Source organism: Mycolicibacterium tusciae, assembly GCF_002086795.1.
In the GTDB taxonomy this organism is placed as follows: domain Bacteria; phylum Actinomycetota; class Actinomycetes; order Mycobacteriales; family Mycobacteriaceae; genus Mycobacterium; species Mycobacterium tusciae.
In genome coordinates this window covers 215,419-236,529 of the sequence record NZ_MVIM01000006.1, presented here as the reverse complement: position 1 = coordinate 236,529, position 21,111 = coordinate 215,419, and the positions used below count along the sequence as shown (strand labels likewise).

Below are 21,111 nucleotides of genomic sequence, written 5' to 3'. Positions count from 1 at the left end.
GATGGACCGTTACGAACTGCGGAGGCTGGACTACAGCCTGTCGGACGACCACGAGGCGATACAGTCCGCGTATCGGGAATTCTTCAACACGCACTGCCCGATCGAAACCGTCCGCGCCGCCGAGGAATCCGGATTCGACAAGAGTCTGTGGGAACGCCTGTGCGCCATGGGTGCAACCAGTATGGCGCTGCCCGAATCCAGCGGAGGAGACGGCGCCACACTCGTCGACCTGACGCTGGTTGCCGAGGAACTCGGCCGGGTGCTGGCCCCGGTTCCGTGGATCGATCACATCTGTGCGGCGCGCCTGCACGCACGGCTCGGCACGGTAGAACCCGACGTGGTCAACGGTAAGCAGCTGGTCGCGTTCGATCCCCGACACGACAACGCGTCGGGAGTCCGCCTGATCCCGACCGGCTCGATCGCGGATCACATCATCGTCCGCGACGGCGACGACGTGGTGCGCCTGACGTTCGGAAGCCGTCCGGCCAAGGTCGACAACATCGGCAAGATGCCAATGGCATGGGTCGATCCCAGCGCGGCTGATGACCGTTGCGTCCTGGGCAGCGGCGCGGAGGCGTTGACCGAATATCAACGTGCACTCGACGAATGGCGGGTGCTCATGGCTGCAGCGCTTGTCGGACTCGTCGAGGAGACGATGACCATCGCCGCCGAGTTCGCCAAGTCCCGCTACACACTCGGTGTCCCGATCTCGACGCTCCAGGGTATCTCGCATCCGCTCGCCAACATCGCCATCACGGTGCAGGGCGGACGTAACCTGGCGCGCCGCGCCGCGTGGTTCCTCGACAACGAGCCCGACGAGCGCCCTGAGCTGGCGCCGTCGGCATTCGTGTTCATGGCCGAAGAGGCCTCGAAAGCGGCGACGATGGCGGTCCATGTTCAAGGCGGTCTTGGTGTTTCGGCTGAAGCGGCCGCCACCGCCTATCTGGTGCGGGCGCGCGGATGGTCGCTGGCCGGTGGCGACCCCGGCGTCACCGCCAAATACATCGCCGAGATTGTGTCCGCACGGGAAAGCAGGTAGGGCCGCAATGGATTTCTCACGGGTCGAACTCTCCGACGACGATCAGGCCTTCCTGGACGAGGCGCGCGCCTTTCTGCGCACCCACGTCACGGACGAGGTGATCCGCCGCGATCGCGAGACCGGCGACAATTTCGACGAGGGCGTGCATTTGGCGCTCGGTGAAGCGGGCTACCTAGAGAAGGAATGGAAGCCGGAATCGGAGGGCGGTTTCGATCGCCTCCGGGCCCGAATCTGGGCACTGGAAAAGCGCCGCGCCCACGTGCCTTGGGTCACCTCGGGCACCACCGCCATGATCGCGCGCTCAGTGGAGAAGTTCGGCTCGCCCGAACTCAAAGCCGAGGTGATGCCGCAGGTCTACAGCGGCCACGCTCGACTCTGCCTTGGATACACCGAACCCGAGGGCGGGTCCGACGTCGCAACCTGCAAGACCCGCGCGGTGCGTGACGGCGACGGGTGGGTGATCAACGGATCGAAGATGTTCACCACCGGCGCACACAACTGCCAGTACGTCTTCCTGATCACCAACACCGACCCGACGGCACCGAAACACAAGAGCCTGACCATGTTTCTCGTTCCGCTGGACTCACCGGGTATCGAGATCCAGGGTGTGCGGACCGTCGACGGCGACCGCACGAACATCGTCTACTACAGCGACGTCCGGGTGGACGACAAGTATCGGCTTGGCGAGGTGAATGACGGTTGGACCGTAGTCCGCGAACCGCTCAACGTCGAGCACGGTGCGGTGGAAGCCGCGCGGGACGGTCTGCAGGACGTGTCGATCATGATGCACCAGGCCGGATTCATGGCGACCGCCGTCGACAGGGCGGCCGCCAAGGTCGTCGAGACGGGACCCGACGGCCGTCGCCCGATCGACGACGGCGCGGTCTCCTACCGGTTGGGCCGAAGCGTCGCCCGGATGGAGGCCGCCCTGAGCGCGCCGAGCATCTTCGGACGTGTCGCGCTCGCCCAGACGATGCGCGACATCTCACCGGATCTGATGGACCTCCTGGGCACGGCGGCGTCGCTGCCGATCGGCACCGACGGGGCGGCCGACGACGGTGCCGCCGAGTACGTCTACCGGTTCGCGCCGCTGGTCGGCATCTACGGTGGCACCCTCGAGGTATTCCGAAACATGATCGCGCAGTATGCGCTTGGTCTCGGTAAACCGGCGTACGCTCCGGTCACCAAGAAGGCGTCGTAGTATGACCCCGCCGCGTAGGGCTCTCGTGATGGGGGCGAGCGGGTTCGTCGGCTCCCACGTCACTCGAAGGCTCGTCGAGCGCGGCGACGATGTGCGGGCGTACCTCCGCAAGTCCAGCAAAACCCTCGGAATCGACGACCTCGACATCGAACGGTGCTACGGCGACCTGTACGACGAGGAGGCGTTGCGGGCTGCGATGGCCAACCGCGACGTCGTGTACTACTGCGTGGTGGACACGCGATTCCACTTGCGCGACCCGGCACCGCTCTTCGAAACCAACGTCAACTGCCTGCAGCGGGTGCTCGATATCGCCGCCGACGCCGATCTGTATCGGTTCGTGTTCTGCAGCACGATCGGCACCATCGCCCTCGGAGAAGGCCGGCCGGCGACGGAAGACGATGCGTTCAACTGGCCGGGGGTCGGCGGGCCCTATATCGAGTCGCGCCGCAAGGCGGAGGAATTGGTCCTGCGCTATGCGCGCGAACGGGCACTGCCCGCCGTCGCGTTGAATGTGTCCAACCCGTACGGACCGCTGGACTACCAGCCGAATCAAGGGCTGATGGTGAAACTGGCTGCGCATGGCCAGCTTCCGGTGTGGGTCAACGGAGTGTCCACCGAGGTGGTGGGTATCGAGGACGTCGCAGACGCGTTCCTGCTCGCCGCCGAACATGGCCGGGTCGGCGAGCGCTACATCATTTCCGAGACCTACATGCCGATGCGGGAGCTGCTGACGACGGCGGCGGATGGGGTCGGTGCGCGCCCACCGCGTTTCGGTATCCCGCTCGCGGTGATGTACGCCGCGGGCTTCATCAGCGGAGCGGTGGCCCGATTGCTGCGACGTGATCCCGTCATCGATGTGACGGGCGTGCGACTCCTACACACCACATCGCCTGCGGACCACGGTAAGGCGACGCGGGAACTCGGCTGGAAGCCGCGCCCTGCCGCCGAGTCGATTCGCAAGGCGGCACGGTTTCACGTCGACCATGCCAAGGATGTAGCCCGCCGGGGCTGAGTGGGCCGGCATGCCGCGAGCCAGCGATGGTCACCTCGTGAGGATCGTCGCCGCGGCGGTGCCGGGCGCCCCGTACAGTTGGGCGAAGCCGACCTTCGGCTCGCCGGGCACCTGCCGATCTCCAGCCTCGCCCCGCAGTTGGCGCACCAACTCGTGGATCTGACGCAGGCCCGATGCCCCGATGGGTTCGCCGTTGGCGATCAGTCCGCCGTCGGTGTTGACCGGCAACGAGCCACCGATCTCGGTGGCGCCGTCGGCCAGCAGCTTCTCCTGATCGCCGTCGGCGCAGAATCCGCACTCGGCCATGTGGATGATCTCAGCGCCTGCGTCGGTGTCCTGCAGCTGGATCACATCGACGTCCTCTGGTGCGACCCCGGCCTTTTCAAATGCGGACCTGGCCGCGTACACCGTGGGGGCCACATCTTCGGCGACCGGCGCGAACGTGGTGTTGACCTCATAGGCGCCGTATCGCCGGGTCCTCACCTCGACCGCCTTCAGGTACACCGGCTTCGTGCTGTATTTGTGCGCAATGTCGGCGCGACACATGACCACGGCCGCTGCTCCTTCGTCGGGTGCGCAGAACATGTACTGGGTCAGCGGGTAGTTCAGCATCGTCGAATTGAGGATGTCCTCCACAGCGATGGGCTTGCGGCGGAACGCGTTCGGGTTCAGCGCACCATTGCGGAAGTTCTTGTTGGCGACCCGGGCGAGCGTCTCCTGCGAGATGCCGTGGTCGTGCAGATACTTGTTGGCCTTCATCCCGAAGTACTGCGTGGTGAGGTACTGGCCGTTCTCGGCGTACCACCTCGGCATGCCCACCAGCGCCGGATCTTCGGTGAACGCGCCGCGAGGATGTTTGTCCAGTCCGACCGCGATGCCGATGTCATAGTCGCCCAATCGGATTCCGTCGGCGCAGGCCTTGGCGGCGCTTGCGGCCGTGGCGCACGCGTTGAAGACGTTGGTGAACGGGATCCCGGACAATCCGACCATGCCGACGATGGCGTCGGGATTGGCGACAGTCCAGCTGCCACCTGTGGCGGCTTGGATGTCCTTCCACTCGACACCCGCGTCGGCGACCGCGGCGAAGATCGCGTCCACCCCCATCTCCATGGCTGACTTGCCTTCGAAGCGGCCGAACGGGTGCAGCCCGACACCGATGATCGCGACGTCGTTGGTCATAGCTCGAAGCCTTTCATGCCTAGTCGGGCCGATGGCCTATCGCAACTGTAACTATTACAGTAGCGTAGTCGGCGTGGTACCGGTGATCGAACACAAGCCCACGTTCTGCCGGATTTGTGAGCCGCTGTGCGGCATGATCGCGACCGTCGAGGACGGCCGCCTCGTCGCCTTGCGCCCCGACAAGGAACATCCGCTCTCCGCCGGGTTCGCGTGCCAGAAGGGCATCGCGTTCACGGAGGTGCAGAACGACCCGGACCGTGTGACGACTCCGCTGCGCCGCGGGCCGAACGGATTCGAACCGGTCACGTGGGACCAGGCGATGTCCGACATCGCGGCACGGTTGTCGGGCGTGCTGCGCACGCACGGTTCCGGTGGCGTCGGTTGGTACATGGGTAACCCGGGCGCGTTCAGCTACGCCCACACGTTCGCGGCGCTGCTGTTCATGAAGGGTCTGGGTCGCCACGGCCACTACTTCACCGCGTCGTCGCAGGACACCAACAGCAGGCTGATCGCGAGCCAGCTGCTCTATGGCGTGCCGACGTCGGTGCCGATCCCCGACCTGACGCGTACCGATCTGCTGGTGTTGATGGGTGCCAATCCAGTTGTCTCCCATGGCAGTTTTCTTACCGCGCCCCGGATCAAAGACCGCATGCAGGACATCGTCAAGCGGGGTGGTCGCGTCCTCGTGATTGATCCACGGCGGACCGAGACTGCCGTCGCATTCGAATGGATGGGCATCGTCCCCGACTCGGATTCGTACCTGCTCCTCTCGCTGTTACAGGTGATGTTCTCCGAACGCCTGGTCGATGTCGACAGGGTGAATCGGGTGGCCGACGGTGTGGACTGGCTGCGCTCGCTCAGCGCACCGTTCACCCCGGAAACTACGGCCGCCCAGACCGGTATCGATCCCGATAGCGTCAAGGCGCTCGCCCGAGACCTGGTCAGCACACCGCGCGCCGCGGTCTACGGACGGCTCGGCACCTGTGTCGGCCGGTACGGCACGCTCACCACCTACCTGATTGACGCGGTCAACCTGGTCGCCGGAAACCTGGACGCGCCAGGCGGTTCGGTCTTCAGCACGATGCAGACCGTTGGATGGCGGTGGCAGAACACCTTGATGGGTGCCGTGATGCGGCGGTCGCGGCGGCGGAAACTCTCGCGTGTCAGTGGGATTCGCAGCGCGATCGGCTCCGAGCCGGCAGCAATGATGGCCAAGGAGATCACGACACCCGGCGACCGGCAGATCAAAGCGATGTTCGTATCGGCGGGCAATCCCGTGCTGTCGGTGCCGAACGGGGACGAACTCGAGGCCGCGTTCGAAACCCTGGACCTGTCGGTGGCGCTCGACTTCTATGTCACCGAGACCACCGCGCGATGCGACTACATCCTGCCCGTCACCACCATGTACGAGCGCGACGACTTCCCATACACTTTCCAAGGTTTTCAGGCGACGCCGTTCCGTCAGGCCACCGAGGCCGTGGTAGCGCCGGCGGGTGAATCGCGCCCCGAGTGGGATATCGTCGCCGACCTCGCAACACGACTAGGACGGCAGATTCCGGCATTCGCGGTGTTCGGCGCCGCACGAAAAGCATTGAGCGTCTTCGGGACCACTCTGACACCGCGCATCGTGATGGATGCCCTGGTCCGGATGTCGCAGGGTGGCGACCGGTTCGGCCTTCGCCGCGGTGGTTTGTCGTTGCGCCGCTTGACCGAGCAACACCCGCACGGCGTCGTATTGGAACCGCACATCCGGACCGGAGTTCTGCGCGATGTAGTCGGCTATCTGTCCCGTCGCGTGCGATTGGTCCATTCCGATATCTCCGACGAGGTCGACAAGCTGTCGGACCGCGGACATCCCGAGGGCTACCCGCTGCGGATGATCGGCATGCGAGAGCCGCGCTCGGAGAACTCGTGGATGCACAACTCGCCGTTGTTGATGCGCGGCGAACGCCGCCATCACGCGCTGATGCACGTCGACGACGCTGCCGAGTTGCAGATCGCCGACGGCGATGTCGTGCGGATCAGCTCGCCCTACGGCGAGATCACCGTGCCGGTCACCTCCACGAAGGACCTTGTCGTCGGCGTGGTCGCGATACCGCACGGCTGGGGTCACAAGGGCACCGGCGGATGGCAGCTGGCCAACCGCGCGGGCGGCGCGAACGTCAACCGGTTGACCTCCAGTGAGCCCGGCGATGTCGAGTCCGTATCCGGGATGGCCTGGCTCACAGGTGTTCCCGTGCGCGTCGATCGAATTGACTCTGCGTCCACGACGCAATAAGTCGAGTAAAGGCGCCCTGAGCGCTGGGCCCACGCGCAGCTGGGGAAGTCAGCCCAAGATGATCGGATTGACGGCGTCGCTGGCGCGGACCCGGCGTAGTCATGAAACCGCCATACAGCGGTCGATGGCGTCGTAAGTTGAAGCCAAGCCGATCGGAGGGCTCGAAGTGGCGATCACGTCTGAACAAGTCGAACTGGTGGCGCGTCGGGTGACTGATGCGCACCTGAAGCCGCCCAACAAGTCGGACCGTGACGTAGACGACCGAATGGCGCGAGAAGCGGCCGCTCCCGCGGTGTACGAAGCCAGCCGTGAGTTGATGGGCGCCATCGCGCACCATGTCGCCACCGATGAGGCGCTCGTCGACGTGAAGCACGCATCCGGTTACTCCACTGTGGGATTCAGCGGTACCAAGGCCAAGGTGCGCCTGCTTGTCGCAACCAACCGCCGGGTCTGGTTCAGCCGGCATGAGGACGGAACCGTTCAGGATTTGCAGGCCGTCGAGTACCCGATGATGAACATCGAAAAGAAACGAATCTCGCTTGGGTGGCCGAAGCTGGAGGGCACCACCATCACGTGCGGTGGATCGACCGCAGAGTGGCTGACGGAATTGAAGTCGGGTCGTCACCAACCGGCACCTTGGCTGCAACCGGCGGCCTCATCGCAAGCGTCCCAAGGCGCACCCGCCCCGAACTGGTACCCCGATCCGTATCGGCGTCACCAGCTACGGTACTGGGACGGAGCCCGCTGGACCCCCCATGTCTCTACGAACGGGGTCAGCGGCCAGGACCCCGTCAGCCAATAGCCCGAACCCTCCACCGACTCAGGCGATGGCGCCGGAGTCCTTGAGCGCCTCGATGCGATCCCAGTCCAGCCCCAGTTCCATCAGTACGATCTCGGTGTGCTCCGAGGCCTGCGGGGCGCGCGTCGTCTCCAGCGGCTCGTGGTTGAACTGCACAGGGCCGCGCACGACCTTGAACGGGGCGCCGCCGTCGCTGGCCTCCACCTCGACGATCATGTCGTTGTCGATCGCCTGCTCGTCGGAGGCGAGGTCGATGAGGCTCTGGAACGGCGCCCACTGGCCCTTCATGGTCTTGAGGTGCTGACGCCAGTATTCGAAGGGCTTGCTGCGGATCGCCTCGGCGATGAGTTGTACACCCGCTTCGGCGTTTTGGATCAGTGGCATGACGTCGCAGAAGCGTGGATCGTCCGCCAATTCGGGCAGTCCGAGGTGCTCGAACGCGTCCCGGATGTATCCGGTTGGGCTGACGATGCACAGGTTTATCGTGCCGCCGTCCGACGTCAGGTAGTTCGCCATGAAGGGGTTGACCGACGCGGTCGTTCCCGGCATCAGCGAACGCATCGTCTCGCCGGTCTCCATACCCTGGGTGACGCTGGCGCCGGCGGCCCACCACGCGGTGCTCAGTAGGGACACGTCGAGTTCCACGGCTTCGCCTGTGCGCTCCCGGTGGAACAGCGCCGCGGAGATCCCGCCCGCGATGTTCATCCCGCCGATCGAATCACCGAACGCCGGAATGCCCTGTGGCAGTGCCCCGCCGATCTCCTCGGGCGTCAGCGCGTGGCCCACACCGCTGCGCGTCCAGAATGCGGTGCCGTCGAAACCGCCCGTGTCACGCTCGGCCCCCTTGTCGCCATAAGCGCTGCCGCGCGCGTAGATGATGTTCGGATTGACGGCGCGGATGTGCTCGATGTCGAACTTGTTCTTCTGCCGTTGGGCTGGCATGTAATTGGTGAGGAAGACGTCCGCGGTCTTGGCGATCTCGTACAGGACTTCCTGACCACCGGGGGTGGAGACGTCGATACCGACGCTGCGCTTGCCGCGGTTGGGATGCTCGATCAGCGGGTGGCGGTTGGGGTCGAGCTGGAAGCCGCCCATGTTGATGAAGCCGCGCTGGGTGTCACCGCGCACCGGGTGCTCGACTTTGATCACGTCCGCGCCCCAGTCGGCGAGGATCGCCCCGGCGGCGGGGACGAACGTGAATTGTGCAACCTCGAGAACGCGAACGCCCTCCATCACCTTGATCAAATCGACCCTCTCCCTGCCCACACGTCGTTGTATTCGCCTACTGTAATCGTTACAGTTGAGCGTCCAGCATTGATCTGATTGTACGAGGTTGCAGGGTGAGCGCCACCGAGGATTCTGTAGACCTGACCGAAACGAGCGTCGACGTCGGCAGGCGGGCGGCAGCGCGTGCCGAATCCCGCATGCTCGTCGACGGTGAGCTGGTGGAATCGACCTCGGGTGCGACCTTCGACAATGTCAGCCCCGCGACCGGCCTGCTGTTGGGCACCACGGCCGCCGCCGACGCCGTTGACATGAGCCGAGCGATCGCGGCCGCGCGGCGCGCCTTCGACGAGTCCGACTGGTCGACCCACCGTGAGCTACGCAAGCGGTGCCTGGCGCAATTGCAGTCGGCGATCGAGGCCGAGAAGGAAGACCTGCGCGAGGAACTGATCGCCGAGGTCGGCTGTCCCGCGATGACAACGCTGTCCGCACAATTGGATTGGCCGCTCGCCGAAGCGCTGCGTTATCCGGCCGGCCTGATCGACGACTTCGAATGGGAGCGCACGCTCGACGGCGGCGGCCTGTTCGGCGACCGCAACGTGCGCACCGTGGTCAAGGAACCGGTCGGCGTGGTTGCGGCGATCACCCCGTCGAACTTCCCGATCGAGGTCATCCTCAACAAGCTGGGACCCGCGCTGGCGACGGGCAACACGGTGCTGCTGAAGCCCGATCCGAACACCCCGTGGAACGCCACGCGGCTGGGCAGGCTCGTCGCCGAGCACACCGACATTCCGCCGGGCGTGCTGAACGTCGTCACCACCCGATCGAACGACGTTGCGGGCGTGCTGGGCACCGATCCGCGCGTGGACATGATCTCGTTCACCGGATCAACGGCCGTCGGCAAGCTGTTGATGCGGCAGGGCGCCGACACGATGAAGCGGATGTTCCTGGAGCTCGGCGGCAAGTCTGTCGCGATCGTGCTCGACGACGCCAACCCCGCTGCGATCCTGGGCGCCGCGATCGGCGTGTGCGTGCATGCCGGGCAGGCGTGCGCGGCGACCACCCGCATGCTGGTGCATCGGTCCCTGTACGACGAGACTGTCGCCACCGTCACCGCCGCGTTCCAGGGGGTGCCGGTCGGCGATCCGGTGCGGCCGGAAACCCTTGTCGGGCCGGTGATCAGCGCCGCGCAGAAGGACCGCGTGCTCACGGCTGTCGAGCGGGCGCGAGCGGACGGCGCCGAGATCACCGCCGGGGGAGGTGTGGTCGAGGGGCTGCCCGAACACCTTGCGGCCGGGCACTATGTACAACCCACGGTGATCGTCGGTGTCGACAACAACGCCGCGATCGCACAGGAAGAGGTTTTCGGCCCGGTACTGATCATGATGCCGTTCGATGACGACGACCACGCCGTCCGCATTGCGAACGACAGCGCGTATGGCCTTGCCGGCGCGGTCATTTCGCGTTCGACGGAACGCGGCATGAACATCGCTCGCCGTATCCGCACCGGCTCGTTCGGCGTCAACGGCGGGATGTTCTACGGCGCAGACGCTCCGTTCGGCGGCTACAAGAACAGCGGCGTGGGGCGGCAGTGCGGAATCGAGGGATTTCAGCAGTACCTCGAGACCAAGACGATCGGATGCCGGATACCTCGGCAGAAGTAACGCGATTTGGGTGCGCAAACATTCGCTGGGCGATCGTACGCGCACCGAAATCGTTGATCAGGAGGCGTCGATGAGTGTTTGCGCGTGGTCGAGAATGCTCTCCAGGATGTAGTCGTAGTCGATGTCGTCGGCGAAGCCGATGTAGCGCTTGCCTTTCGAGCGAGGATCGGGGAATCCTTCGGTCTTGTCCTGGATACGCTCCAGCACCGCCGACCCGCGGGTGTGCACGGAGATCGCGCCATAAACGGCGATGGCCTGGCTCGCATCGAGTCCCGCCTCGATCAGCGCCCCGACGGGCTGCTCGATCTTCTGCAATGCTCCACGTACGGCGCTGCCGCCGAACTGACTGCGAATGAGGACCAGGTCGCACAGGATCGGATTGTCGCGGAAGTGCTTGCGCATCGTATGTGCGTGGTCACGAAGCGACGCACGCCAATTGGAGGCGTCGATGGTCGGCACGGTGAACTCGAACCGCTCCAGCGCGCAATCTGTCATCGCGTCGAGTAGATCGTCCTTGCGCCGGAAATACCAGTAGATGCTGGTGACTCCGACGTCCAGATGCTTGGCCAGTACCGGCATGCTGAGGTTGTCGATCGACACCTGTGCGGCTACGTCGAAGGCGCCCCGCAGGATCTCGTCGGCACTGATCGAGCCGCGGTCCCGTCGCTTGCGGGGGTCGACCTTCGCATTGGCGCCCACAGCTCAACCAGCAGGGTTGAACGTCACGGGAATGGCGGTCGGGGAGCGGAAGGGCTGCCCGTGAATGGTGGGGTTGTCGTCAGTGACCAGTTGAATGTCGGTCAGCCGATCGAGTAGGCATTCGACGGCGACGCGGGTCTCCATGCGGGCCAGATGCAGCCCCATGCAGGTGTGCTCGCCGGCCGCAAACGATATGTGCGGCACGCGTTTGCGGTGGATGTCGAACTCCTCCGACCGTTCCCAGCGTTGCTCGTCGCGGTTCGCCGACCCGATGCACACGTCGATCACCGCGCCGGGTGGAATGGTGACGCCCTCGAGTTCGGTCTCCTCGGTGGCGTAGCGCTGCACCGTGGTGAGCGGCGTCTCGTACCGCAACCCCTCTTCGATCGCGGGCCCGATGAGATCGCGGTCGGCCTGCACCGCACGGAACTGGTCGGGATGGGTCAGCAGAAGGAACAGCAGGTTGCCCGACGACCGGTAGGTGGTCTCGAGCCCGGCGGGCAGCAGCAGACGCAGGAAGGAATAAATGGCTTCGTCGGTGAGCTTTTCGCCGTCGATCTCGGCGGTCACCAGGTCGCCGATGATGTCGGGCGTTGGCTTGCGCCTGCGTAACTCGATCTGTTGTAGGAAATAGTCTTTCAGCGCTGCCGACGCTTCGAAGGCCCGCTTCCACTTGACGGTGTAGCTGATCAGCTCGACGGCGCGCTTGCGGAACCAGGGCAAGTCTTCTTCGGGAAGCCCCAACAGCTTGGAGATCACCCGGGTGGGGAACTCGAGGGTGAATTGCTTGACCAGGTCGGCGTGTCCGACGTCGATGAACTCGTCGATCAGCCCCTCGACGACCGGGCGGACGATCTCGGGTTCCCACCGCGACAGCGATCTCGTCTTGAAGGCTGCCGAGACCAGATTGCGGTGCTCCCAGTGCTTCTTGCCTTCCATCGCCAGGATCGTCGGCCCGATGAACAGGCCGATGGTGCTGTCGTAGATGTGCGAGTTGAAGACCCTGCCGTCCCGGAACACGCGGTTGACCGCATCGAAAGAGACCGCGGCGTAGAGGTTCTCGGGAAGCATCGATTCGGGTGTCGTGGACCAGTCCATGACGCTGCCCTTGAAGACACCGAACTCTTGCCTCCGCCGCGCGAACAGGGGATAGGGGTCACGGACGAGGTCAGCCGCCTCGTCGACCGTGATGTTGTGCACTGAGCTCTCCACGAATGCTCCAGCATCTCCGGGTCCGGCTTGGTCCTGCGAACGGTACTGTAAATCTTACAGTAGACTATATCAGCTGGACAGGGACTGCAGCCGCTGATGGGCGGGACCAGACTTATGACACGTTTGCCGGCTATTTGTACCGGAACCTGATTTCGCGGCTCCGGCGCGCATGCGCACCCGCCGTCGGCTCATGCGCTCCCGCTGATCGCCTGCTCACGGGCCCAGCGGTAGTCGGCCTTGCCTGCGGGACTGCGCTCGATGACGGGCCGGAACACCACCGCCTTGGGCAGCTTATAGCGCGCAATGGAATTCGACGCGTGGTCGATCAGTTCCTGGGCGTCTGCACTGGCGCCGTCAAGCAGGGCCACGATCGCGACGACCTCCTGGCCCCACCGCTCGCTCGGGCGGCCTGAGACCACGACGTCGGCTACCGCGGGGTGCGATAGCAGCGCCGTCTCGACCTCTTCGACGAAGATCTTCTCCCCACCGGAGTTGATGGTCTGGGACTCGCGGCCGAGCAGTTCGATTCCACCGTCGGCGAGATGGCGTGCGCGATCGCCGGGAATCGAGAACCGTACGCCGTCGATGACGGGAAATGTCTTGGCGGTCTTGGCTTCATCGCCCTTGTAACCCAGCGGCACAAAGCCCCGCTGGGCCAGCCAACCTATGCCCTCGTGGCCCGGCTCCAGAATCGAGTCGAGTTCCTCGGACGCCACGAAGGTGTCCGGTCCCGCGTTGAACTTGCCCGTCGACACTGCGCCGGGTGCCGACATGTGACTCATCTGGATGCCGGTCTCCGAGGATCCGACGCCGTCCATCACGATCAGGCCGGGTTTGACGTCGATCAGGCGCTGTTTGGCGGTGGGGGTCAGCAGCGCGCCGCCGTTGGCCACCACCGCCATCGACGACAGGTCTCCCGAGGAGCGCCCGATGGCGTCGGCCAGCGGGCGCGCCATCGCGTCGCCGACCACTTGCACCGCCAGCACCTTTTCCTTCTCGACGGTCTGCACGACCTCATCGGCGTCGAACCGGCTCGGATTCTCGGAGAACACGACGGTCTGTCCGGTGGTCAGAGCGGTCATCACGCTCCACTGTGCGGCGCCGTGCATCAGCGGTGGGAGCGTGAAGATCTTTGTGCCCGGATTCTCCTGGACGCGTTTGGCGATCTCGTCGTAGGACTGGGTGAGCTCGCCGGTGGCCATGTTGCGACCGCCGAACGACGTCATGAAGATGTCGTGCTGACGCCACAGCACGCCCTTGGGCATGCCGGTCGTGCCGCCGGTGTAGAGGACGTAGAGATCGTCGGGGGACGGCTCGACCGGCGGCGGCTCCGACGAGCCCGACCTGACGATCGACTCGTAATCGACCGCACCGTGGACCAGGTCGTTGCCCGAGTCGTCGGCGATCTGGATGAGGACGCGCAGGCGTGGGAGCGCGCGCTTGACGTCAGCGACGCGTGGCGCGAACGTCGCGTGGTAGATCAGCGCGGTCGCACCGGAATCTTGGAGCAGGTACTGAAGCTCGTTCTTCACGTAGCGATAGTTCACATTGAACGGCGCGACCCTGGCCCGCCATGAACCGAGCATCGCCTCGACGTACTCGGGACCGTTGTAGGCGTAGATGCCCAGCAGGTCCTGGCCCACCTCATGCCCCGCCAGCTCGGACCGTTCGGTCTTGGCTCCCAATCCGCGGGTGTGCAAATACCTGGCCAGCCGGTTGGACCGTTCCAGGATCTGGGAGTAGGTGTACCGGCGGTTGCCCTGGACGACGAATTCCCGGTCACCGATCACCGCGGCGACGGCATCTGCGGCGGCCGGAACGGTGAACTGCGGTGCGGAGTCGGACATCGGGCCTCTCATGGCTGGTGTGGGAGCAGGCGGAGCATCAGGCCGTTGGCTTCACTGAGGACATTGCCATCAGAGTCTGTCATCGTCGCGGTGACGAAGGCCTTCCGCCCTTCGATCGAATCTATCCGACCGTGAGACACAAGCGGTTGGTCAATCGGCGTGATCTTGCGGTAGTCGACGTGCAAATACGCGGTGCGACTGTTGGCCCGGTCCGCCGCGGAGACGATCATCCCGAAATGCCAGTCGTAGAACAGCGGTATGACGCCACCGTGCACGGCGTTGTTACCGCCGACGTGGAAGCGGCTGAAGTGGCCCTCCATGACGACCCCGTCGGGTCCGAACTCGGTCATCGTCCACGGCGGCATCAACGGATGCCCGAGGCCCGGGAGATGGGGCCCGCGACCGGCGGGGGCGACACCCTGCGGTGCGCGGTGGACTTCCAGGCGCGCGCACAGTTCTTCGATCTGGCCGGCGGCGTCGGCCCACAGATCCTGGTCCGGATCGGTCGATACGACGATGTCCTGCAGTCGCCGCATGGCGGTCATGAAACGGCCCAACTCTGGACCTGTGTCGACGGGTTTGATCTCGGGGAAGGCCGTGCTCTGGTGGTCGGTGTCGGTCACAGCTGCTTCCATACCTCGATCAGTTTGTCGGTGGTGGTGAGGGTCGCGAGCAGGGACAGCATGTTGTCGATGACCGTGTTCGCGTAGTCGGTGGGGATGCCGGCGACGGCGTCGCGTGGCAGGACGACGCGATAGGCCTTGTTCACGGCGTCCATACAGAGATTGGTGATGGCCAGGTTCACCGAGACGCCGACGGCGACGATCGTCGTGACACCCAGGTTTCGCAGCACGGCGTCGAGGTCGGTGCCGCCCATCGGACCGATACCGTGCCACCGGCGCAACACGAGATCGGTTGATGCCGGGCCGAGTTCGGGCAGCAGCTCGGCACCCGGCGTGCCCGGGGTGATGGCGATCTCGCCGCCCGAGCCGTCGCCGATCGCGAAGATCTTCGCGTTGTGATTGCCGCCGAGACCGTCGGGCCGGCGTTGCACGAGACAATGCACGACCTTGACGCCGGCGTCCCGCGCTGCGGGCAGCAGCCGTTCGATGTTCGGCAGCGCCTCACGACGGGCTTCGTGTGCGAGGGCGGCCAGTCCGGCGTTCGGTCCGACGACCGCGCCCTGGCATTCCTGGGTGACGATCGCCGTATGCGCGGGCGCGGCGAGTTCGGCGAGGTCGATTCTCATACAGATGCAGGCACCTCGTAAAACTGCTGTGCCCACTTCCTCAGCGCCATATAGGGTTTCGCGTCGATTCTCGCCAGCGGCGGATTCTCGATGTACTCCTGGTAGCGCCAGATGTCCAGGTCCTCCCAGACCGTGCCCATGAACTGCTTCTCGACGCGCTCGCGCACCTCGGCGGGCGGGATGTCGGAGGTCTCACCGTTCAGCTTCGGCCACCAGACCGAGTAGAACATCGTCGACAGCCCGTCCTCCACGGGGGTGACCGCGAAGATCAGCCGGTGATTCGACTGTCCCTCGAACACGCTGATCGCGCCTCCCAGCCCGAACATATGGCTATGGATGTGCAGCGCCATCTTGTTCGGGTCGTCGCTGCGGGCATCCGGCCAGCCGGTGAGGAACTGCCACTGCTCGCCGACGATCTTCCACTCCAGGTTCACCGGTGTCACCGTCGCGCCGTGCACGTAGTGGAAGTGTGAGCTGTCCGGGCCGTTCTCGGCCACAATCTGCGGGTGGACCGGCTCGTTCTCGGCACGGCGTGAAAACTCCGGGTAGGGGCGGTAATACGCCGACGGGTCGGTCTCGAACTGCGGGAACGAAGCGAAGATGTCCGGCATCGCCCACTGCGGCTCCTTGCCCTGAGGTTGATGCCAGACGAAGACGCAGCCGTGCTGCTCGTTGACGGGGTACACGCGAAGCTTGAGCGCGCGGTTGGGTCGGTCCGGTTGATAGGGGATGTAGCGGTTGGTCCCGTCGGGACCCCATCGCCAGCCATGAAACGGGCACTCCACGCAGTCGCCGACGACCTTGCCGCCGTGGCCGATGTGCGCGCCGAGGTGTCTGCAGTGCGCCTGCATCACATGGAGTTCGCCGAAGTGGTCGCGATAAGCGACAAGATCCTCGCCGAAGTATCGGAGGGGACGGACCTCGCCCTGCGGGAATTCGGCCGACCAGCCCACCATGAACCAGCCGGTGACCTTCCAGGTGAACGGGACCTTCACGTCGCCTCCTCTGACGGCAAAGCGTAGCCAACGGAAGATATTACAGTAGAGGTTTCGACAGTTCGCGGCGTGGAATGCGCTGGGGGCGTGCGCCGTGTGTAACGGCACGGCGAGATCTCGGTCTTGTTCGCGCCGCGCGGTTACACGCGGCCCGAAACAAGCTGTCGGCTAGGGGATTTGAACTCACGCCGCGCTGTCTGGGTATCGGGGGTCCCCGCCGATGCCCGGCACTTGCATTTCCGTCGACCTACGGTAGCGTAGGTTACGCAGCCGTAGGTATTGGAGAGTCTTGATGACGACAACCCAAAGTGCACTTCTCACCGAGTTGGAACCAGTGGTGGAGAGCAACCTGAACCGCCACCTGGCCTCGGCGAAGCCATGGAATCCGCACGACTACGTGCCGTGGAGCCGTGGTCGTGACTTCGCGTTTCTGGGCGGTGAGGACTGGGTCCCGGAGGATTCACCACTCGACGACGTCGCCAAGGCGGCCATGGTCGTCAATCTGCTCACCGAGGACAACCTGCCGTCGTATCACCGCGAGATCGCGGTGCGCTTCGGGCCCGACGGGGCGTGGGGGCAGTGGGTGGGCCAGTGGACCGCTGAGGAAGCGCGGCACAGCATCGCGATCCGCGACTACCTCATCGTCACCCGCGGCGTCGATCCGGTGGCGCTCGAGGAAGGCCGCATGATCCATATGAAGGCCGGTTACGACTCGGGTGACAAGTCGATGCTGGAGGCCTTGGCCTACGTGTCGTTCCAGGAACTCGCGACGCGGATCAGCCATCGCAACACCGGCAAGGCCTCGGGCTGCCCTCTGGCAGAACAACTCCTAACCCGAGTGGCTACCGATGAGAACCTGCACATGGTCTTCTACCGAAACCTGGTCGACGCCGCCTTCGACATCGCGCCCAACGAGACGATGAAGGCGATCGCCCACGAGGTCATCCACTTCCAGATGCCCGGCAGCGCCATGCCCGGATTCGCGGACAACGCACTGGTGATCGCCAAGGCGGGCATCTACGACCTGCGTTCACATCTGGACGACGTCGTACGGCCGGGCTTGCGGTTCTGGCGCGTGTTCGAACGCGACGATATCGACGGCGAAGGGGCGCGTGCACGGGATGAGATGGCGGCCTTCCTGGATCTCGTCGAGGACAGGGCCAGTCACTACGAGCGGCGGCGCCAGGAGCGGCTCGCGGGCGCAGGAGCGCCTGCCGGCGGCTGACCTCACGCGCTAGTCGCCAGCATCTGCGTCACCGACGCTGCTCGCGCCTGATACTGTAATCGTTACAGTATCTCCCGTCGGAGCGAACACGAGGTGCCGACACGTGACCAAGCCCAGCCCTTCCCGATTCGATGTGATCGTCATCGGCGCCGGATTCTCCGGCTTGTACGCACTGCATCGGTTGCGCGAACTCGGCGTGCGGACGCGCGTGCTCGAGGCCGCCGAGGACGTCGGTGGGACGTGGCTGTTCAACCGGTATCCCGGTGCTCGATGCGACATCGAGAGCATCGAGTATTCCTACAGCTTTTCCGACGAGATCCAGCAGGAGTGGGTGTGGTCGGAGACCATGCCTGCCCAGCCGGAAATCGAGGCCTACCTCCACTTCGTGGCCGACAAACTCGACCTGCGCCGCGATATCCGCTTCAACACCAAGGTCGTCGCGATGACCTTCGACGAGGCGGCGGCCGAATGGCTGGTCGAAACCGAGGCCGGTGAATCGTTGGTCGCCGCGTTCGTGGTGGCCGCATCGGGCATCCTGTCGGTGCCGCTGGACCCCGACTTTCCGGGAATGGACACGTTCACCGGGGCGTCGTTGTTCACCGGTCACTGGCCGAAGGGCGGCTTCGACTTATCGGGTAAGCGGGTCGGCGTCATCGGCACCGGCTCGACGGGCGTTCAGCTGATCCCCGTGGTCGCCAAGCAGGCCGAACACCTCACGGTGTTTCAGCGCTCACCGGCCTACACGCTGCCGTGGGAAGTGCGTCCGTTCGACGACGGGGAGCTCGACGAGCTGAAGGCCAACTACGCCGAGATCCGTGCCGCACAAAGGGAACACGCGGTCGGGGCAGCTCGGCTGAGCGCGTTCTCGGTGTTGTTCGACATGATGGCCAAGCCGCCGTTGAAGTCGGCCTCGCGGCAGGACCAGCTGCGTGCCATCGAGGAAAGCGGCGTGATGGGCGCGCTCAGTTGGGGTGACGTCTTCTTCGACATCGAGGCCAACCGGACGGCCGCGAAGCTCTACGGCGAGGCGGTCGCCCGCATCGTCAAGGATCCCGAGACCGCTGCCTCGCTGACGCCGAGCCACCCCTTCGGGTGCAAGCGACCGATCATCGACCAGGGCTACTACGAGACATTCAACCGCGGCAACGTGACGCTGGTCGACCTGCGCAAGGGGCCGATCGTGGAGATCACGCCGACGGGTATCCGCACCGAGCAGGGACACCGCGACCTCGATGTCATCGTCTACGCCACCGGGTTCGACGCGATGACGGGAGCGCTCACCCGGATCAATGTCCGGGGCCGCGACAGGTTGTCGCTGGCGGACTTCTGGGCGTGCGAGGGACCGTACACCTATCTCGGCATCGCCGTCGCGGGTTTCCCGAACCTGTTCATCGTGCAGGCGCCCGGAAGTCCCTCGGCGGCAACCAATTTCGTCGCGGCACTCGAGCAGCACGTCGAGTGGATCGGCGACTGCATCGGATATCTGCGTGACAACGGCTACCGCACGATCGAGGCATTGCCGGACGCGCAGCGTGAATGGATCGAGCACACCACAGCGCTCGTAGCGCCGACGGTCCTGGTCGATCCGTCGTGCAACTCCTGGTACAACGGCGGCAACGTCCCCGGGAAGAAGCGGATGTACATGGGCTACACCGCCGGAATCCCGGAGTACCGGAGGCGGTGCGACGAGATCGCGGATGCGGGCTACTCGGGTTTCAAGCTCGCATGAGGGCATCCGAGCGCGCCCGGCTCATCGGCCGCGATTTCGCCGGCGTGGTGCCCAGGGCACACGCGGCGGTTTCGAGCTCGACGGACTGGAAGCCGTTGTCGCAGCGTGGAGCCCGTCAACTCGGTGAGGTGGTGCTGGACGAACTCGCGCTGTCCGGCATGACCTTGACCGCTCCGCCGCCCAAACTGGAACGCACGATCGGCGCCTGTGCCGCCGCGGCGCAGGAGTTGTCCGGACGCAGCGTGGCAGAGGCCAACGCGGATCCGGAACCGTTGCAGGTCAAGTCGGTTCGCCGGCGCCGAATCGGACGGCTGATCTACGAACAGATGAGGTTCGACCACGATCCGCAGCTTGCGCAGGCGCTGCTGTCCGAGGGGTTCGGAGGTCCCGCTACCGCTGTGGTTCATCTTTGTCGGACCGGCGACGACAAGCGTCCCTGGCTCGTGTGGGTGCACGGTGCGGGTCAGGGGCAGCCGATCGACATGTTGTTCTCGCGCGCGCGTCGACTCCAGGAGAAGTTGGGCTTCAACATCGCGCTACCGGTGCAGCCCGGCCACGGTGCCCGCCGTGACGCGTGGCCGACCTATCCCGACATGGATCCGCTGAACAATGTCGCGGGCATGATGCGGGTGGTATCCGAGGTCCGCGCGCTGGTCCGGTGGTTGGGCCCCCGATCCAGTGCGATCGCGGTGTCCGGGGTGTCCATGGGAAGTCCAGTAGCTGCGCTGGTCGCACATCTCGAAAAGGTTGACGGGGTAGCGGTTTACACGCCGATCTCCGGGCTCAACGGAATGATCGCTGCGCACCTCGGCCGGTGGGGGCCGTCGGTGCGCGACACGATCGAGCTGCTGCAGTCCGATAACGTGGCCGCGGCCGCCTCCGTCGTCGACCACCTGGATGTCGAGCCGACTCCGCCCCCGTCGCGCAGGCTCATCGTGGGCGCCTGGCACGACCGGATGGCGATGCGCGAACCCGCTCAGCAGCTGCACGCGCGGTGGGGTGGCGAGTTGTACTGGCACCCGGGAAGCCACGTCGGACATCTGTTCGCAGGTGGAGTCCAGCAGGCCTCGGAGCGGTTTCTCCGCGGAGTCAGCGAGTCGAGCCGTACTCGCGAATGAACCGGTCGCGGACGTACGCCAACTCGCGATCGAGATCGTAACCATCGCCAAGCAGGGTCCACAGGTACGCGGCGCCGAAAATTGCTGCGCTGAGATCGCTTGTCGCACGGTTGATGTCGACGTCATCACGAACCGACCCGTCGTCGACCCCGCGTCGCAACCCGGCCTCGACTTTATCGACGCCACGCTGGAGCCAACGCTGGACGCGCTCGCGCAATGGCGAAGTGCTCTTGACGCCCTCGAACGTGGCGACAAACATTGCGCGCAAGAACGCCTGATCTTCGGAGAACAGTCGTCGAACCCGGTCGAAGTGGCCGACCGCCTCCTGCAGGCCCGTGGCATCGGGGTCGGCGTCCGGACTGAGCTGCTTGACGTAGTCGTGCAGAAAGAAGGCGTCGAGAATCGCGTCCTTACTGCCGTACCTAGCGTGGACCATGGCCCTGCTGTAACCCGCTCGGCGGCCAATTTCAGCGGCGGTCGTTGCCTCCCAGCCCTTTTCGACGATCAACTCGGCGGCTGCCTCGACCAGCCGCCGACTGGAGATCTCGACTCGTTCCGGCTGTGTCAGGCCACGAGTGGGAGACGGCACGCATTGCATATTAGACGATCGACAACTATGTTAGTTGCGTCTCGTCAAGTAA

At 65.1% G+C, this 21,111-nt stretch carries 18 protein-coding genes; 9 read left to right on the top strand and 9 right to left on the bottom strand.

The window, feature by feature from the left end:
* The first annotated feature begins 1 nt into the window (after window position 1).
* Genes BST47_RS13750 through BST47_RS13740 form a run of 3 tightly spaced genes read left to right on the top strand, consistent with a single transcriptional unit; the run spans window position 2 to window position 3,252 of the window.
* On the top strand, window positions 2-1,039 hold the full coding sequence (locus BST47_RS13750; RefSeq protein ID WP_083126070.1) for an acyl-CoA dehydrogenase family protein: 1,038 nt from the start codon (window positions 2-4) through the stop codon (window positions 1,037-1,039).
* A gap of 7 nt (window positions 1,040-1,046) precedes the next feature.
* Entirely contained in the window at window positions 1,047-2,240 is a 1,194-nt protein-coding gene (locus tag BST47_RS13745) for an acyl-CoA dehydrogenase family protein (RefSeq protein ID WP_083126069.1), read from the top strand.
* Between the two features lies 1 nt (window position 2,241).
* A complete protein-coding gene (locus BST47_RS13740) occupies window positions 2,242-3,252 on the top strand; it encodes an NAD-dependent epimerase/dehydratase family protein (protein WP_083126068.1) in 1,011 nt (336 codons plus the stop codon).
* Window positions 3,253-3,282: 30 nt separating this feature from the next.
* Here the strand turns inward: BST47_RS13740 and BST47_RS13735 are convergent, their stop codons facing one another.
* The gene (locus BST47_RS13735) at window positions 3,283-4,431 is read right to left on the bottom strand and encodes a thiolase family protein (RefSeq protein WP_083126067.1); all 1,149 of its coding nucleotides are present in this window, start codon (window positions 4,429-4,431) and stop codon (window positions 3,283-3,285) included.
* A 31-nt stretch (window positions 4,432-4,462) separates the two neighbouring features.
* On the opposite strand from BST47_RS13735, the gene BST47_RS13730 reads away from it, so the two are divergent.
* Window positions 4,463-6,709, top strand: a complete 2,247-nt coding sequence (locus BST47_RS13730; protein WP_083126066.1) for a molybdopterin-containing oxidoreductase family protein — start codon at window positions 4,463-4,465, stop codon at window positions 6,707-6,709.
* A 166-nt stretch (window positions 6,710-6,875) separates the two neighbouring features.
* Window positions 6,876-7,511 (top strand): DUF2510 domain-containing protein, encoded by a 636-nt coding sequence (locus tag BST47_RS30905; RefSeq protein ID WP_207568601.1) that lies wholly within the window; start codon window positions 6,876-6,878, stop codon window positions 7,509-7,511.
* An 18-nt stretch (window positions 7,512-7,529) separates the two neighbouring features.
* On the opposite strand, the gene BST47_RS13720 is transcribed toward BST47_RS30905, so the two are convergent.
* Window positions 7,530-8,741, bottom strand: a complete 1,212-nt coding sequence (locus BST47_RS13720) for a CaiB/BaiF CoA transferase family protein (protein WP_083126177.1) — start codon at window positions 8,739-8,741, stop codon at window positions 7,530-7,532.
* Window positions 8,742-8,932: 191 nt separating this feature from the next.
* On the opposite strand from BST47_RS13720, the gene BST47_RS13715 reads away from it, so the two are divergent.
* Window positions 8,933-10,396 (top strand): aldehyde dehydrogenase family protein, encoded by a 1,464-nt coding sequence (locus BST47_RS13715; protein ID WP_420094037.1) that lies wholly within the window; start codon window positions 8,933-8,935, stop codon window positions 10,394-10,396.
* Between the two features lie 57 nt (window positions 10,397-10,453).
* Here the strand turns inward: BST47_RS13715 and BST47_RS13710 are convergent, their stop codons facing one another.
* The 6 genes from BST47_RS13710 to BST47_RS13685 form a co-directional block, all read right to left on the bottom strand.
* Window positions 10,454-11,095, bottom strand: a complete 642-nt coding sequence (locus BST47_RS13710) for a TetR/AcrR family transcriptional regulator (protein ID WP_083126064.1) — start codon at window positions 11,093-11,095, stop codon at window positions 10,454-10,456.
* Window positions 11,096-11,098: 3 nt separating this feature from the next.
* Entirely contained in the window at window positions 11,099-12,307 is a 1,209-nt protein-coding gene (locus BST47_RS13705; protein WP_083126063.1) for a cytochrome P450, read from the bottom strand.
* A gap of 188 nt (window positions 12,308-12,495) precedes the next feature.
* Window positions 12,496-14,154, bottom strand: coding sequence for a medium-chain acyl-CoA ligase Mig (locus tag BST47_RS13700; protein WP_107528953.1), 1,659 nt, complete (start codon window positions 14,152-14,154; stop codon window positions 12,496-12,498).
* An 8-nt stretch (window positions 14,155-14,162) separates the two neighbouring features.
* A complete protein-coding gene (locus tag BST47_RS13695; protein WP_083126061.1) occupies window positions 14,163-14,777 on the bottom strand; it encodes a PaaI family thioesterase in 615 nt (204 codons plus the stop codon).
* On the bottom strand, window positions 14,774-15,403 hold the full coding sequence (locus tag BST47_RS13690) for a cysteine hydrolase family protein (RefSeq protein ID WP_083126060.1): 630 nt from the start codon (window positions 15,401-15,403) through the stop codon (window positions 14,774-14,776). Before BST47_RS13690 ends, BST47_RS13695 begins: the two co-directional genes overlap by 4 nt.
* Window positions 15,400-16,398, bottom strand: a complete 999-nt coding sequence (locus BST47_RS13685) for an aromatic ring-hydroxylating oxygenase subunit alpha (RefSeq protein ID WP_083126059.1) — start codon at window positions 16,396-16,398, stop codon at window positions 15,400-15,402. Before BST47_RS13685 ends, BST47_RS13690 begins: the two co-directional genes overlap by 4 nt.
* Before the next feature lie 292 nt (window positions 16,399-16,690).
* On the opposite strand from BST47_RS13685, the gene BST47_RS13680 reads away from it, so the two are divergent.
* The 3 genes from BST47_RS13680 (at window position 16,691) to BST47_RS13670 (ending at window position 20,470) form a co-directional block, all read left to right on the top strand.
* Complete coding sequence (locus tag BST47_RS13680; RefSeq protein ID WP_083126058.1) at window positions 16,691-17,623, top strand: acyl-ACP desaturase; 933 nt, start codon at window positions 16,691-16,693, stop codon at window positions 17,621-17,623.
* Window positions 17,624-17,726: 103 nt separating this feature from the next.
* Window positions 17,727-19,352, top strand: coding sequence for a flavin-containing monooxygenase (locus tag BST47_RS13675; RefSeq protein ID WP_083126057.1), 1,626 nt, complete (start codon window positions 17,727-17,729; stop codon window positions 19,350-19,352).
* A complete protein-coding gene (locus BST47_RS13670) occupies window positions 19,349-20,470 on the top strand; it encodes an alpha/beta fold hydrolase (protein WP_083126056.1) in 1,122 nt (373 codons plus the stop codon). Before BST47_RS13675 ends, BST47_RS13670 begins: the two co-directional genes overlap by 4 nt.
* Here the strand turns inward: BST47_RS13670 and BST47_RS13665 are convergent.
* On the bottom strand, window positions 20,442-21,068 hold the full coding sequence (locus BST47_RS13665; RefSeq protein WP_083126055.1) for a TetR/AcrR family transcriptional regulator: 627 nt from the start codon (window positions 21,066-21,068) through the stop codon (window positions 20,442-20,444). The genes BST47_RS13670 and BST47_RS13665 overlap by 29 nt on opposite strands.
* Between the last annotated feature and the right edge of the window lie 43 nt (window positions 21,069-21,111).